The 14,950-nt window shown below is 40.7% G+C and carries 15 protein-coding genes; 9 read left to right on the forward strand and 6 right to left on the reverse strand.

The genetic code is table 11. The features are described 5' to 3' along the window. Position 1 precedes the first annotated feature (1 nt). The 8 genes from nuoL (at position 2) to AAC000_RS10485 (ending at position 7,727) form a co-directional block, all read left to right on the forward strand. On the forward strand, positions 2–1,822 hold the full coding sequence (nuoL, locus tag AAC000_RS10450; protein ID WP_339722466.1) for an NADH-quinone oxidoreductase subunit L: 1,821 nt from the start codon (positions 2–4) through the stop codon (positions 1,820–1,822). Further along, entirely contained in the window at positions 1,810–3,261 is a 1,452-nt protein-coding gene (locus tag AAC000_RS10455) for an NADH-quinone oxidoreductase subunit M (RefSeq protein ID WP_339722468.1), read from the forward strand. The genes nuoL and AAC000_RS10455 overlap by 13 nt, the downstream gene beginning before the upstream one ends. Next, a complete protein-coding gene (locus tag AAC000_RS10460; RefSeq protein WP_339722470.1) occupies positions 3,258–4,691 on the forward strand; it encodes an NADH-quinone oxidoreductase subunit N in 1,434 nt (477 codons plus the stop codon). Before AAC000_RS10455 ends, AAC000_RS10460 begins: the two co-directional genes overlap by 4 nt. A gap of 174 nt (positions 4,692–4,865) precedes the next feature. After that, a complete protein-coding gene (locus AAC000_RS10465; protein WP_339722472.1) occupies positions 4,866–5,003 on the forward strand; it encodes a hypothetical protein in 138 nt (45 codons plus the stop codon). A 388-nt stretch (positions 5,004–5,391) separates the two neighbouring features. Beyond that, positions 5,392–5,652, forward strand: a complete 261-nt coding sequence (locus AAC000_RS10470; protein ID WP_339722474.1) for a DnaJ domain-containing protein — start codon at positions 5,392–5,394, stop codon at positions 5,650–5,652. An 11-nt stretch (positions 5,653–5,663) separates the two neighbouring features. Beyond that, complete coding sequence (locus AAC000_RS10475; protein WP_339722476.1) at positions 5,664–6,128, forward strand: hypothetical protein; 465 nt, start codon at positions 5,664–5,666, stop codon at positions 6,126–6,128. Between the two features lie 27 nt (positions 6,129–6,155). Beyond that, the gene (locus AAC000_RS10480) at positions 6,156–6,803 is read left to right on the forward strand and encodes a hypothetical protein (RefSeq protein WP_339722478.1); all 648 of its coding nucleotides are present in this window, start codon (positions 6,156–6,158) and stop codon (positions 6,801–6,803) included. Positions 6,804–6,812: 9 nt separating this feature from the next. Next, positions 6,813–7,727 carry a hypothetical protein gene (locus AAC000_RS10485; RefSeq protein ID WP_339722480.1) on the forward strand — a complete coding sequence of 305 codons (915 nt, stop codon included), beginning with the start codon at positions 6,813–6,815 and terminating at the stop codon, positions 7,725–7,727. Between the two features lie 351 nt (positions 7,728–8,078). On the opposite strand, the gene AAC000_RS10490 is transcribed toward AAC000_RS10485, so the two are convergent. The 3 genes from AAC000_RS10490 to AAC000_RS10500 form a co-directional block, all read right to left on the reverse strand. Continuing rightward, positions 8,079–8,849, reverse strand: coding sequence for an SDR family NAD(P)-dependent oxidoreductase (locus AAC000_RS10490; protein ID WP_339722482.1), 771 nt, complete (start codon positions 8,847–8,849; stop codon positions 8,079–8,081). A gap of 149 nt (positions 8,850–8,998) precedes the next feature. Continuing rightward, entirely contained in the window at positions 8,999–9,919 is a 921-nt protein-coding gene (locus AAC000_RS10495) for an SDR family NAD(P)-dependent oxidoreductase (RefSeq protein ID WP_339722484.1), read from the reverse strand. A gap of 42 nt (positions 9,920–9,961) precedes the next feature. Further along, the gene (locus tag AAC000_RS10500; protein ID WP_339722486.1) at positions 9,962–10,426 is read right to left on the reverse strand and encodes a MaoC family dehydratase; all 465 of its coding nucleotides are present in this window, start codon (positions 10,424–10,426) and stop codon (positions 9,962–9,964) included. 362 nt (positions 10,427–10,788) lie between these two features. On the opposite strand from AAC000_RS10500, the gene AAC000_RS10505 reads away from it, so the two are divergent. After that, positions 10,789–11,715 carry a PEP-CTERM sorting domain-containing protein gene (locus AAC000_RS10505; protein ID WP_339722487.1) on the forward strand — a complete coding sequence of 309 codons (927 nt, stop codon included), beginning with the start codon at positions 10,789–10,791 and terminating at the stop codon, positions 11,713–11,715. 143 nt (positions 11,716–11,858) lie between these two features. Here AAC000_RS10505 and AAC000_RS10510 read toward each other — a convergent pair whose 3' ends face one another. From AAC000_RS10510 to AAC000_RS10520, 3 genes are read right to left on the reverse strand one after another with little or no spacing between them, the layout of a single operon-like run. Then, entirely contained in the window at positions 11,859–13,478 is a 1,620-nt protein-coding gene (locus tag AAC000_RS10510; RefSeq protein WP_339722488.1) for a GldG family protein, read from the reverse strand. After that, the gene (locus tag AAC000_RS10515) at positions 13,478–14,188 is read right to left on the reverse strand and encodes an ABC transporter permease subunit (protein ID WP_339722490.1); all 711 of its coding nucleotides are present in this window, start codon (positions 14,186–14,188) and stop codon (positions 13,478–13,480) included. Before AAC000_RS10515 ends, AAC000_RS10510 begins: the two co-directional genes overlap by 1 nt. Continuing rightward, on the reverse strand, positions 14,185–14,949 hold the full coding sequence (locus tag AAC000_RS10520; protein ID WP_339722491.1) for an ABC transporter ATP-binding protein: 765 nt from the start codon (positions 14,947–14,949) through the stop codon (positions 14,185–14,187). The genes AAC000_RS10515 and AAC000_RS10520 overlap by 4 nt, the downstream gene beginning before the upstream one ends. Position 14,950 lies beyond the last annotated feature (1 nt).

Below are 14,950 nucleotides of genomic sequence, written 5' to 3' on the forward strand. Positions count from 1 at the left end.
TATGCAAAATTTGCTTTTCCTTGTTCCCTTGTTGCCCCTTGTCTCATCACTAATATTGCTGCTGTTAGCTGGTCGGCTTACCCCCTTATTCGTTGCAATATTAGGGGTTGGCTCAGTGGGTTTGGCCGCGATTTTAACGCTGTTTATTGGCATTGAGTTCGTAAATATGGGAGGTGGATCCTTTCAACAGGTGTTATTTAATTGGCTTCCTATAAGAGGTGCGTCCCTGAACTTCGGTTTGCATCTTGATCAACTGTCTCTTGTGATGATGGCTGTAATTACCGGTGTCGGTTGGCTGATCCACTGGTATGCAGCGGCCTATATGTTTGACGACAAAGATGTGCAACGCTTTTTTGTGTATATGAACCTGTTTGTGTTTGCCATGTTGATGTTGGTGTTAGGCGATAGCCTAGTGCTCCTGTATTTAGGCTGGGAAGGAGTGGGTCTGTGCAGCTTCTTGCTTATTGGTTTCTGGCAACATAAAACCGATAACGTTCTCGCAGCTAAAAAGGCCTTTATTGTGACGCGGGTTGGCGATACTGCCATGATGATAGGTTTGCTGATCTTATTTAGTGAATTCGGCAGTTTACACATCACCACTATTGTCGATTCCACAGCACAAGTTTCCCAATCCAATCTATGGTTAGCCTGCCTATTATTGGTAGGCGGTGCGGTAGGTAAGTCGGCACAATTACCCCTGCAAACTTGGTTGCCAGATGCCATGGCGGGCCCAACTCCAGTCAGTGCATTGATCCATGCAGCCACTATGGTGACTGCAGGCGTTTATCTTATTGCCAGAATGCATCCGCTGTTTTTACAAGTCCAAGGCATTCTCAATTTAGTTGCCTGGATTGGTGCACTAACATTAGTGTTGGCGGGAATAGCAGCTTTAGCCCAAACAGATCTAAAACGTATTTTGGCCTACTCTACTATGAGTCAAATTGGTTATATGTTTTTGGGCTTAGGTGCATTGGCTTTTGATAGCGCTATTTTTCATCTTATGACCCACGCATTTTTTAAAGCGCTGTTATTTTTAACCGCCGGTAGCATTATTTTAAAAATGCATCACCAGCAAGATATTTTCAAAATGGGGGGATTGTTTAAAAGTTTACCTTTAACCTCTACCTTTTTGTTAATTGGATTGTTAGCACTGGTGGCCTTCCCCGGCAGCTCTGGTTTTTTTAGTAAGGAAGCCATACTAGCGGCCACTTACGAAGCCCACACTGCCGGCCCTATTCTGTGGTGGATTGGGGTACTTGGGGCATTTCTCACTAGCCTGTATAGCTTTCGGCTGCTCTTTATTGTCTGTTTTGGCCCAGCCAATCATGATCTAAAAGAAGTGGACTACAAAGCATCCAGCCAATTGGTTGTTCCTTTGTTACCGTTAGTGACTTTAGCCGTGATTGGTGGCTTTATTAGTTTAGATTTTAGTTTTGTATTTGGTCCCGCTCATCACCCTCATTTACCCTTATGGATTGAATGGATGCCTGTTGCGGTGGCCTTGCTAGGTTTTATCTTGGCTTGGGTCTTATATTTTCCACGGATTTCTACACAGCACAATGATAGGGCTATCAGTCAATTCTGTCGCGATGGTTTAGGTTTTGACTGGCTCTACGAACAACTATTTACTAAACCTTTGCAATTCTTTGCGCGCATCAACAAAAGCGATGCCATCGACCATTTTTATCATTTTGTGGGATGGTTTAATTTCAGCCTGAATGAAATCTTGGTTATCAGTCAAAACGGTAAGTTACGCTGGTATCTGTTTGGCACTCTCGCCGGCTGTGCCCTGATGTTAGGAGGGTTATTATGGTGGTCTTAAGTTTTCTGATTTGGCTTCCTTTGTTTTTTGGCGTTTGCGCGTGGTTCAGTGAGAAAAAATTCGAAGGTTCAGGCAACTGGATCACCCTGATTAGCCTATTTATTCTACTAATTTTTAGTCTCTACTTAGGCAGTAGCGGAACCAGCAGTCTAAGCTGGGAATGGTTTGTCCGCTTTAATATCCATTTTGCATTGTTGTTCGATGGCCTTGCTCTGTTGCTTGTCATCTTGACCATTGTTTTGGCCATACTGGCGGTAATGGTTTCTTGGCACGATATTGAACAACATCGAGGTTTCTTTCACTTCAATCTACTGTTTAGCGTAGCGGGTATTATTGGGGTGTTTTTAGCCGCAGATCTTTTCTTATTTTTCTTATTTTGGGAAGTGATGTTGTTGCCCATGACCGCATTGATTCTTATTTGGGGCCATGAGGGACGTCGCTACGCTGCGCTGAAATTTTTTATCTTTACCCAAGTTAGCAGTTTGTTGATGTTAGTCGCCATTATTGCGATGGCGCTGCAACACCAAAGCCAAACTGGAGTACTCAGTTTTGATCTCGGGGAGTTACAGTTATTAGAGATACCCAGCAATCTGCAATTCTGGTTGATGTTAGGTTTCTTCATTGCCTTCGCCGTTAAATTACCCATGGTGCCATTTCATAGCTGGTTACCCGATGCACATACCCAAGCGCCTACAGCTGGTAGTGTTTTGTTGGCGGGAATATTACTGAAAACAGGTGCCTATGGCTTGATCCGCATTGTATTGCCACTTTTCCCCAGCGCCACTATGGAGTTTGCTCCTGTTGCAGTCACGCTAGGAGTAGTAAGCATTATTTATGGGGCATTAATGGCTTATAGCCAAACTGACTTTAAACGTCTGGTGGCTTATTCGAGTATTAGCCATATGGGCTTTGTGTTATTGGCACTGTTTAGCTGGCATGAAGTGGCACTGCAAGGCGCCATCTTAACCATAGTGGCCCATGGAATAAGCAGCGCCGCACTGTTTAGTATGGCAGGGCTGATCCAACAGCGTATTCATAGTCGTGAGCTTGGCAAGATGGGGGGCATCTGGGCCAGTGCTCCAAAAATGGCGACAGTGACTTTGATTTTTGTGATGGCAGGCATAGGCATGCCGGGAATGGCGAACTTCAATGGTGAGTTATTCACCCTACTTGGCGCTTATCAGCAGTTTCCTGTGCAAACCATAGTGGCGTCTATAGGCATAATACTCTCCGCTGTTTATGGCTTACATTTATTTCAGCGTGCTTTTCAGGGGCCAGCGAATGAGGATGTAACTGACTTACATATGCGGGAATTGGTATTCACTAGTCTTTTAGTGGTGGCACTAATTTATTTCGGATTGCAGCCGCATATAGTGTTGGAATTAAGTAGCGAAACTATTAGTAGTTTGCTGCAAATCGCTGGGGAGGTTCAGCCATGAGCATGCAAGAATTATGGTTACTGCTACCGGTTTTAATCATCAGTGTGGGGATTCTGGCAGTGATGCTCCAAGCAAGCTGGAAACGCAGTCATTTCATGGCACAGGGCATTTGCCTAATTACACTTTTGCTGGCATTAACTGCGCTTTTTTACCACTACCCCACAGATGTAAAAAGCATCACTATCTTATTTGAGTACGAACCTATAGGTGGCTTTTTTAGTTTATTACTTTTGATGGTAGGAATTTCTGTGGCTCTGTTGCAAGGCCCTTATATGGGAACAAACAGCAAAGAAGTAACAGAGGAATTCTACCTGCTATTGCTGCTTTCTTGCCTCGGCGCAATGTTACTGGTGATGTCTCGCCATATAGGCAGCGTGATCCTCAGTATTGAACTCATGAGTTTATCGATGTTAGCCATTCTCGCCTATAACCGAGAACGTAAATTAGCACTAGAGGGCGCCATGAAGTATTTGTTATTGTCTGGCGCCGCCACTAGCGTTTTACTCTTGGGGTTTGCCTTGTTGTATGCCAACAGCGGACAGTTGATGTTAGTTGATATGCTGCAATCCCCCATGGGACTATTGGCTAAATGTGGTTTTGTTTTAGTCTTGGCTGGCCTAGCCTTTAAGTTATCTTTGGTTCCTTTACATTTCTGGACGCCAGATGTGTATCAAGGGGCACCTGTTAACTCCACCTTGTTGCTCACTAGTTTGTCTAAAGCCGCGGTTTTTGCGCTATTTATCAAATTAATCCTACTTGTTCCTGCTGATTTTGAAGCAGATATGGTACGTATGCTGAGTTGGATGGCGATCGCTAGCATGCTGTTAGGTAATTGGTTGGCCTTACAACAACAAAGTTTGAAACGCTTAATGGCGTACTCGGCTATCGCTCATATGGGTTACGTATTAGTAGCAGGCGTTATTGCTATGGGTATTGACCACAGCTTAGTGCTTGAAGGTGTCAGTTATTATTTATTAGCTTATCTCGTTGCTTCAATATTAATATTTGCGGTACTGACTTTGTTATCGAGACTTGATGATCATCAGGATTTGGATGACCTGCCCCAATTGCAGGGATTGTTTTGGCAACATCCTTGGCTTGCCAGCATTATGACCATCGCTTTTCTATCACTAGCCGGTATGCCTATTACCATAGGTTTTATAGGTAAATTTTATCTATTAACACTGGCGATTAAACTCTACGCTTGGTGGTTAGTTACAGCCATGTTGCTTGGTAGTGCGGTCGGACTATATTATTACCTTCGGGTGATTTTTACTTTGTTTGCACCGGCTAAGCAGCACATCCATCACACTTCAGGTGCCTATATCACCAAAATTTGGATAGGCCTGATTACTGCGAGTCTTCTGATACTCGGTATTTTACCCGGGCTCTTGGGAGATCAACTCCGAAACATTTTGGCAATTGGTTAGCCTTTTTAATTACTATCACTTCAATGCACTATTGAAAATTTTAGATAGGTTGAAAAGTTGATATCCAAAAAAGTCCGTGAATTATTCGTCTCTCTGATGGAGGCTACCTGCGATAACAATAGATCAATGGTGAAATATGATCCTGACACAGAGATTTATAGTGGTGCATTCAACGTGGCAGTGCTAAATAAATTCATCAATGAAGGTGTCTTTGAAGTGGTGGATAGCGATGCAGATGGAATACAACTACTGATGAATCACAGAGATGATTTCCTTAGCGGGTTCGCTTCAGGTGTCAAAGAAGCAAAGTAAGGTAATGATCAATATTACGCCGATTACAATGCCAACCCTTTTGCTTTTTCAGTGGGGTATGAACACTTTTTGTATATGAATAAGAAACCCAAAAAACTTGAGGGTTATGCCTGTCATGGGTTTTAACTAAAGTGACATAAAATGTGTTTGTTAGAGCACACCAATCAGCCCCATTTTCTATGCTTCTACAAACTAAAAAACATAGTCATGGCAGCAGCACCAAACTGACAATAATTCATAATAATGAAAGTGCTTTTTCGACACATTTTTTAAGTGCGATAAATAGCACTACAGCATTGTTAAACCGTGACGGTAAAGGTAAAATGAGCAACTGAAAACCATTGGCACTTTTAATTGAATCAAATGCACAATAATTACGTTATATTTTATGGATCATTTTGAACTACTAGGGGTTACCAGAACCTCGACCACCACTGAAATTAAAAAAGCTTATCGAAAACTTGCCAATCAATTCCATCCTGATAGAAATGATGCGGCTGAAGCAAAAGAAAAGTTTCAATTAATTCAAAAAGCGTACGAAGTCATTGCCGATCCGCAAAAACGCTCTGTATATATTAAGAGTCATTACACAGTTACCACAGATCCAAGAGAAATTGCCGATTCCTTTTGGCACAATGCCTTGTTGTAGGAATTAAAATAATGAAAATTGAAACCTCCATACCCGCTTATTTAGCGGATGACTTTTCTATGTATTTAGAAAACATGGAATCATTGTCGGATCCAGAAAATCCTGATTTTTTAACTAATTATCTAAAGGTTTTAGCGGCACAATTAGCCTCAAGCAGCACAGTCTTTGATGGCATGGTGGACCAATTGGCCATGGCAATCACTCGCAGTGTTAGAATTGATTCAAAAAATCTCGCTAAGTTAGATTTAAGCCAGCAACCATCTTGGGAAAACATTAAACCTTATGTTGCTGTGCATGCTGATGCTAGAGCCACCATTACCGAGTTAATGAATCACTCAGAACAGGAATTAAAAACAGCTGTGTTGCTGATTCATTTTTATAATACCTATGATGCCACACCTTTACCCCCAGAGGTTGAAGTTGACGACAACGAAGATGCAACAGATAGCTATGCAACCTACGGCTACGATGAATAATAGTAAACATTTTTTGAGGAATACCAATTGACTAGTAACGCACTGATTCTTGCTACAGATATTACCGAACAAGCGCAACACAGCGGTAGAGAAGCGGGTACCTCATTAGAGAAAATCGCATCAGAGCAAGGTGATACCGCTATGTTGGCGGTATTTTCTGAGATGGATATTTTAACCGTGGCGAAAATTGTACGTGAGCATGATGCCACTATACCTTCTATCGCCACATGGTTAATGGATGCTGAGTCCATTAAAAAATTATTAAATGTCGAACCTTCGTATTGGCAAAATTTAGATGAAGACTCGTTATTTTGTGCACAAACCGAAGCCCATAGTTTACTTGCACAAATATTTCTTTCTTACGATGACGATGAAAAACAAACAGAAATACTCAAGGCTATTGTTCAAGATGATTTTGGCTTGTTGTATTTATCCCTGCCTTTTATTGGCCATGATTTTTCTGAACTTGAATATGATGAAGAACAAGTATCTGGCAGCATTGAAGAGTTGTTTGTGAAAATTAAAAGCCTCGATGAAGAAGCCTTTAATGAAGTGGTAACCGTTAGCACAAATGGCACCTTAGACAATATTCAAGCGGCTTTAAAAAACAATGCCAACAAACAAAGAGTGACTGCAGTGGAAATGGATACAGACGATATGTTTGCGCCACTATAGGATGATGTCATGAAAATAGCAGAGTTAAGGAACAAACCCTTTGTCCTTTTGGTATTAAAAGACGGTCTGGCTGATGGCTATTTTAGTGAGGAGTTTGTACATAAAACCAAGCAACAATTGTCAGATATGTCACTGCGGATCGCTTCTGATAATTTATCTATTATTTATACTGACCACATAAAAAAAGCCTGTGAAATAGTCCTTGGGATCATCAATCTAGGCTTGTTGAGTCATTGCGACAACAGTACTGAAAAAGCCAAAGAGATAATTAAGACCCAAGGCATTGTGTATTGCTTCAGAGCGGGCTGGGCAAAATATGCAGCACTGAAGTCGATTTCTGCAGAGTATTTTAAACAGGTCAAACTCAGCAGTTATGCATTAGCAGCCAATGACACTGCAGATATAACACTAGTACATGCTGACTTTGTCAAAAAAGGGCAAGACAGTTTAAAACTGTTTAACTTGCACAAAATTATATCGTCGCAATATGCTGCCAACACAGTGATACCTGAAACAGACGAAGACTACCTAAGATTTGAGCTACAAAAACTGCTCAATTCAGCCATTGCCCTAAAGCTAATAGATTCAGAACATAAAGTGTTTAACAATGAGCGCTACAATCAACTTATTGCTTATTTAAGTAACACTGACGTTACGCTAGTCCTCGAAAAGTTTACTCTTTGTGTAGAAGACTTTGCAAAGCAGCAAAGTCTTTCGACTAAAAATTATCTGTATGAGACGTCTTTACTGGATTTTAATGAATTTAAATCCATCATAAGCTCACAAAAGAAATTAACTGTTTATATCCCTGAAATTTTAGAACTGTCTGTGAATCTCACCAATGAATTGAACGATGATTTTGAGGGCGGTTATGATTTTGGTATAGATGATCAAGAAGATATCGCTTATTTAAAACCTGACTAATTCGACTCCACTAAGCGAATATACTGAAGATAGGTCAATAGCCTACTTTTTAAATGCGGTATGCAAAGGTTCAATTATACCTTTATAAACAATACCTTGGTCAGTTACGACTAAAGGTTTAGAAAGACCATGATTGCAGCAAATTTCGGCAATACCCTTAATTGCACTTAATTTCGCTAATGATTAATTAAATGGTCGAAAAAACAAAGGGTTTCATGAGCACCTGAGTTTACACATACAAGCGCGAACTAAAATTTTGCGCTTGTATGTGTTTTCCAAATAATGAAAAGAAATATACATTTATCCCAAGACATAAATGGCCCCTAGTAACTTATTATCATTTTTCTAAACTCAACCTGCATTTGCTACTTGTCCACCATCTAAAACAACAGTATGACCACATACGTAATTGCTCGCTTGAGAACAAAGATAAATAGCAGTGCCAGCAATATCAGCAAATTCACCGGTTTTACGAGCAGGTAAACCATTTGCAATCTCTTGTTCATGGGCCATGATATGTTTTGTCATTTTACTGGGGAAAAAGCCAGGCGCGATACCATTGATATTGACATGACTAGGGCGAAGATCTGCAGCCATATGTCGTGTCATTTGAATCACTGCAGCTTTACTAGCCGAATAAGAATAATTGTCCATGCGTGGATGGGTGATCCCATTAACGGAAGCAATATTCACTACCCGAGATGGTTCATCAGCGTTTCCAGCTAGACGTAATGCCGGCAATAAACGTTTGCTTAAAAAGAAAATAGACTTCACGTTTAAATCCATAACCTTATCCCAACCTGCTTCTGGAAATTCATCCATCGACGCTCCCCAGGTTGCACCTGCATTATTAATGAGTATGTCTATTTTTGGCTCTCTTTTAAGCATCTCATCTGCAAACGCATCCACTCCGGCCATAGTTGATAAATCGGATTGAATGGCAATACACTCACCCAAAACCGATAGTTCAGCGGCACATTCTTGTAACTGCTCAAGTTTACGTGCGGTAATATAAGTTTTGACTCCATTCTCGACAAAACCACGGGCGATCATTGCCCCTATTCCGCTTGACCCACCGGTAACCACAGCTACTTTACCGGCAACAGAAAAAAAATTATTCATCTACGATCCTTATTGTTCAGAAAATGCTTTTTTGAAGCATATGATATTAATAACATGCCCGATTCTGTTAGCTATTTTTGATAAATATTAACGCTCGCACATTTTGATATTTTGGCATTCGCATATTGATATCATTCAGTTGCAACCCGCTATTTAGAGCTTAAATCAACACCCAATGAGGCAGCCGCTTTGGCGACATATTTATTGGTTTGCATCCAGCCTGCTTTAAGTTCTTCGGCGTTACTTTGGTCTTCAAGTGCGGCCCATTTTGCTAGTAAATTTTCTGGTGTTTGTTGCTCAGGTGATAAATAGATACCGTCAGTTTCTTTGATTACAGCTCTAGCATAGCCCCCTGCCCCGCAGCCTAAAATAGTACGATTCGGCGCACCTTCTGCGACTAACACTAATAAACCTGTAGTAACCGATTCAACTGTCATCAGTTCCAAAACACGTTTGTCTTCAATTAGTTCTTCAGTCATTGCGGTTCGCGCTGTAGGTGACAAACAATTGACCAAAATATTATTTTTATGCCCTTCAATACATAAAGTGTTCATTAAGCCCACCACTGCCATTTTGGCTGCACCGTAATTTGCTTGACCAAAATTACCGTATAATCCCGAAGACGATGTGGTCATGACGATACGACCATAATTTTGTTGTTTCATGATATCCCATACGGCCTTAGTGCAGTTAGCCGAGCCCATAAGATGCACATCAACCACCAGTTTAAAATCTTCGATGGGCATTTTAGAAAAGGATTTGTCTCTTAATATTCCAGCGTTGTTGACTAAAATATCAATACGCCCCCACTTTTCCATTATTTGCTCGACCATGCTTTGCACTTGTTGCATATCAGCGACGTTGGCACCATTTGCTATAGCCTCTCCACCAGCCTTCTCGATTTCGGCTACTACAGCTAAGGCACCTGCAGACATTTCACCATCTGCTGAAGCCAAGTCATTGACAACCACTTTTGCTCCTCGTGCCGCTAAAGCTAATGCGTGAGAGCGACCTAAACCTGCTCCTGCGCCCGTGACTATTGCTACCTGATTGTCGTATCTAATTGTCATAAAGTCCTCAGATTATAAATGGTGAAAATAATTACTATAAGTTTATGGGTTAATGATTGTCATCGTTAACCACTGTGCGGTTAGTGCAGGTTTTTCCAGCGATTCAATTTCAACTGTGATATCCCAAGTTAGCAAGAATTGCCCTGGTCTTTTTTCTAGCACATTGGCCAACACCATATGCCCGCGAATTTTGCTGTTCACTGTTACTGGCTGTAAGAATCTGATTTTATCAAAGCCATAATTCAAGCCCATCAGAGTATTTTCCAGATTAATTCCAGCGTCATAAGCGATGGCAGACAACAAAGATAGAGATAGAAAACCATGGGCAACAGTAGTTCCAAAAAGCGTTTCTTTAGCCTTAATAGGATCTATATGAATAAACTGATGATCGTGTGTTGCATCGGCAAAGTGATTAATTTGCTCTTGGGTAATAGTAAACCACCTGGACACCCCCGTTGTTTTGCCAACATAGTCAGTTAAGTTTTGTGCTTGGGTTGTAACAGCCATAATAGAGCTCCTTTATAATCGCAATAAGAATAATACGCTCGAATGGAAACTGATTAAAATCATCCTGTGATATGGTCAGCTATAAACCAGAAAAAGGTAGGGGTTGTTTTAAGAGTTGTTTATAGGGCACGAGTCATTGGTTCCTAAAGCATCGGGATCTCCCTGCTAATTCTTATCACTCTAAGCGCATCCCCTAAAGTTAAACCAACTATGCAGTACTTCTAGGTTTATCCACTACCAATTGGTAAACAGTTATTTTCTTATTAATGTTGATGAGTTATCGCAAGAATATAAATGCTCACGTTGTGTTAATTGGCTTTACTCGTTATTCTCGAGCAATAAAGATATCCAGAGTCCTGACAATGAAATTATATATGCCCCAAATTGCCGCCCTTGTTCTAATGCTTAACTCCGCTTTTGTAAGCGCTACAACCAGTGTGTTATTTATTGGCAATAGTTTTACCTATGGCTATGGTTCAGCTACCAAACACTACCGAGCAGACTCAGTTACCGACCTTAATAAAGAAGGAATTGGTGGCGTTCCCGCGCTTTTTAAGTCTTTTACAAAACAAGTTGGGATTGATTACGACGTTTACCTTGAAACCAGAGGTGGCAGTGCGCTGGATTTTCACTTAGACAAAAAATCAGCACTAATTGGTTCGCAACCATGGGATCAGGTTGTCATGCATGGCTATAGCACCTTGGATAGTAAAAAACCAGGCGACCCTACTGAGCTTGTTAATACAGTAGCAAAAATGTCGGCGTTCTTGCATGGATTGAATCCTCAAGTAGAAGTGTTTATTACTGCAACCTGGTCTAGAGCTGATTTGATTTATCAAACAGACCGCCATTGGTCAGGAACTCCAATAGAAAAAATGGCGATTGACGTGCGAGCAGGCTACAACAAAGCAGCACAAGTCCCCTATGTGAAAGCCGTAAATGCTGTGGGTGAAGCTTGGATCCGAGCAATGGAATTAGGTATAGCCGATACGAATCCCTATGATGGAATTGAGTTTGGAAAAATTAGCTTGTGGTCTTGGGATTATTACCATGCCAGTAATTATGGCTATTATCTGCATGCATTAATGGCGTTTGGAAATTTAACGGGTTTAGATCCACGCACACTTGGTGAAAATGAATGTTCTGGGTTCGAGTTAGGCATGTCAAAACATGAAATAAACATGCTTCAACAAGCAGCTTTTGATCAGCTAATAAGGGAAAACAAGGTAAAAGCGGCCCCCTTAAAATCAACTGAATCAACCTATCCCAAATATTGCGGTGCAATGTAATCTACATAAGTCTACTCAACGACTGCAACAAATAATACTGCACTATCCTTGATCATTTATTCAGGTGATTGAATTTAAATCACCTGCACCATTTGTGAGAGTATGAGGGTTTTGCAAGTATTTTTAGGTATTTAGTACAGGCACTACCTCTTGGTTTTTAACCACACTACTAAACCCGCAACAACAAACAAAAATGGCAATAAAAATAATATCACTATCACTTGGCGTTTCTGTTTACTGGTTAAGTCTAAACGTTGTACTTTTATCTCTTTAGGACTAACAAAGGTTTTGTAATCTAACTCTGCTAACCAGTTAACTAAGTTGAGTCCTAACTGTGCGTTGCTGTATTGATTGATATACACGTTAGTTAAAAAGTCGGCATCGGTGAATACTATTAAACGAGTATCTGAAGATCTAAAGTCTTGAGGATCTGCTGCGTTTTTTTCGTCAATCACCACATAAGAAAACGGCACTGGACCGGGCGTATCGGTACTTGGATCAAATTGAATATCTAAGGTTCGATTAGTTTCAGCCCAACTATTTTCGGTGGAAGCTGTTGAAACTATGATGGCATGTTTTATGTTGGGATTACGGTCAGCTAACACACGAATAGAACGAGGGCGCACGTAAAATGTATAATCCAACCCTTCAGTGAGCGCTTTGTGGCGCTGATAATTTTTGGTAGCTGGGCTGCCGACATCCCCACCCACATGGTTAGTCAAATCCACAACTATGTCTGATTGCACATCCAAGCCCCACTGGTTAAGGATAGAATTCAAGCTTGGGTTGTTTTGTAATTGTTCTGCGCTTAAGGGCTTGTCTGGAGTAGTGACTAAGCTATGTTCGATTAAAAATAACGCGTCCCCTCCTTTTCTTAAGTAATCAACAATTAGCGTTTCTTCATTTGGGCTTAGTTGGCTTTTGGGTCCCGCAATGATCAACACATCACAATCTTCCGGAATCGCCTGACTAATGCCTAACATCAAGGTTTTGCTGTGAATATTATTATCCGCTAACAACTGCTTAAACTTAGATAAACCCACGTACTCCTGACTTGCACTCGAATATTCGCCATGCCCAGTTAAAAAATAGACTGTCCGGGATGCGCGACTGGCACTGGCTATTGCATTGGTTAACTTTTCTTCAGACAAGGCATTGAGGCTAAAATCAACGTCTTTGCGGTTAGCCCCAGATTGCACTATCACTTTTCGTTCATCTGCATTGATGGCATTGCCAAATTTTGCCGCATAAGCAATTTGTTCGATAGGGTCGATAATCTCAGTTTTAATAACACCATCAGACACTCGCTCATACTCTTTGAATATGTCTTGCAGATATTTAGGGGGCACTCCCACATGAAAGGCCGTCAACTGCACTTCTGCGGTCAAGGTACTGACATACTCAATGGTATGCTGGGATAAAGTATGTTGCTTATCTTGGGTTACATCCCATCTGATGCTCGAAAGACTGGCTAAATAATGACTTAGCCCAATAAACATCACGCTAGCGGTCACTATACAAAAAACAATGCTCAATTTTTTCCAGCGCTTCGGATTGAATAAATGCCCTAAACTTGCTTTTTTATGTGGGCCAGCACTTTGTTTTGTAATTACACTAAGCAGCGTAATAAATGTTATGCCACCCAAAACAGCGAGCAAACACGCCAAATAACTAAATTGCTGTTCGATATAAAAAAGCCCTAAGCCAAGACTAAGGGTTAACAGCGAAATACCGCAGCACAAAGGTAAAAGAAAAGGTTTCATTAATGCCACAACCTGTTGTCGATACTCAGTCTTGTTAATACTAAACAGCCAAGAATACCGGATAAATAATACACCAGGTCACTGGGAGTAATAATGCCTATTGCGAAGTTTTCTAAGTGAGTATGGGTACTTAACTGAATAAGGAATTGCTCGGCAGAGCCGCTCAGATATTGAGTGAAACTTGTGGCAAAATACAATGAAAATAAAATCAGATAAGATACCAAAGCAGCAATGATTTGGTTTGAGGTCCAAGATGACGCTAGCAAACCAACCGCAATAAAAAATGCCCCTTCTAACCAAATCCCTAGATATCCTGAAAACATGCTGAATGGATCAGGCTCACCAAAATATTCAACAATAACGTAGTAAGTAAACGTCAGGCCAATCAACAAGGTGTAGAAAATGAGCATGCTTAGGTATTTACCCAACACTATCATGGTGTGAGTGAGCGGAGCCGTCAGTAAAAACTCCATAGTGCCATTTGATTTTTCTTCAGAAAACAAACGCATTGTTAATAATGGAATAAGAAACACCAACATAAATTCCATCAGTTGAAACACATCTCTTAAGGACACTTCACGGTTTTGATCTATGATGAGGAAAAAGAACACGTTAAACAAAGACAACATTGTAATTAAGATGATATAGGCAACAGGCGAACTAAAATAGCTATGCAATTCCTTTTTAATTAAAGCAAAAACTTTATTCATTTACCCCCCGTTAGTGCTGCACTGACTGGAGACGGCTGTTGATGATGATTGATAAAAACCTGCTCTAAAGTTAACGGCTGTGATTGGTTGGCATCTGAACTATTTAATAATACATCTAGGGGATCATCTAGCACTATTCGTCCAGATTTAATCATTATTACCCGCTGTGCTACCTGCTCAATTTCAGTGAGCGTATGGGTACTCAACAATACCGTTCTTTGGTCTCTTTGATTTTTTATCAAGGCCAATACTTGTTGAATTTGCATAGGGTCAAGACCACTAGTGGGTTCGTCTAAAATAAGTAACTTAGGTTCGTGAATAATGGCCTGAGCAATGCCAACACGTTGTTTATAGCCCTTAGATAGAGTGGCAATAGTTTTATGTTTAACCTGCTCCAAATCACATTCTTGAATGACTTTCGCGAGTTGAAATTGCTGTTTATTCTTAGGCACATCTTTTATTTCAGCTGCAAACTTTAGATAATATTGCACTGTCATATCGCCATACAGCGGGGGCTTCTCTGGCAAATAGCCAATTTTTTTACGAATACTTAGTGAATGTTTAGCGATATCTTCGCCATCAATGCTGACTGTACCTGACGATGCGCCAATAAAAGACGTTAAAATACGCATCAAGGTTGTTTTCCCGGCGCCATTTTTGCCTAAGAGACCGATAATATCGCCACTATGCATTTCAAAAGAAACCTGATCTAATGCTTGAAATGAAGCAAAACTTTTACTGACCTGATCAACAATCAACATT

This window comes from uncultured Paraglaciecola sp. (assembly GCF_963977085.1).
Lineage (GTDB): Bacteria > Pseudomonadota > Gammaproteobacteria > Enterobacterales > Alteromonadaceae > Paraglaciecola.

Coding starts and splice junctions, on each gene's coding strand:
- nuoL (WP_339722466.1), top strand. CDS start 2: ATGCAAAATTTGCTTTTCCTTGTTCCCTTGTTGCCCCTTGTCTCATCA.
- AAC000_RS10455 (WP_339722468.1), top strand. CDS start 1,810: ATGGTGGTCTTAAGTTTTCTGATTTGGCTTCCTTTGTTTTTTGGCGTT.
- AAC000_RS10460 (WP_339722470.1), top strand. CDS start 3,258: ATGAGCATGCAAGAATTATGGTTACTGCTACCGGTTTTAATCATCAGT.
- AAC000_RS10470 (WP_339722474.1), top strand. CDS start 5,392: ATGGATCATTTTGAACTACTAGGGGTTACCAGAACCTCGACCACCACT.
- AAC000_RS10475 (WP_339722476.1), top strand. CDS start 5,664: ATGAAAATTGAAACCTCCATACCCGCTTATTTAGCGGATGACTTTTCT.
- AAC000_RS10485 (WP_339722480.1), top strand. CDS start 6,813: ATGAAAATAGCAGAGTTAAGGAACAAACCCTTTGTCCTTTTGGTATTA.
- AAC000_RS10490 (WP_339722482.1), bottom strand. CDS start 8,849: ATGAATAATTTTTTTTCTGTTGCCGGTAAAGTAGCTGTGGTTACCGGT.
- AAC000_RS10495 (WP_339722484.1), bottom strand. CDS start 9,919: ATGACAATTAGATACGACAATCAGGTAGCAATAGTCACGGGCGCAGGA.
- AAC000_RS10500 (WP_339722486.1), bottom strand. CDS start 10,426: ATGGCTGTTACAACCCAAGCACAAAACTTAACTGACTATGTTGGCAAA.
- AAC000_RS10505 (WP_339722487.1), top strand. CDS start 10,789: ATGAAATTATATATGCCCCAAATTGCCGCCCTTGTTCTAATGCTTAAC.
- AAC000_RS10510 (WP_339722488.1), bottom strand. CDS start 13,478: ATGAAACCTTTTCTTTTACCTTTGTGCTGCGGTATTTCGCTGTTAACC.
- AAC000_RS10515 (WP_339722490.1), bottom strand. CDS start 14,188: ATGAATAAAGTTTTTGCTTTAATTAAAAAGGAATTGCATAGCTATTTT.
- AAC000_RS10520 (WP_339722491.1), bottom strand. CDS start 14,949: ATGTTGATTGTTGATCAGGTCAGTAAAAGTTTTGCTTCATTTCAAGCA.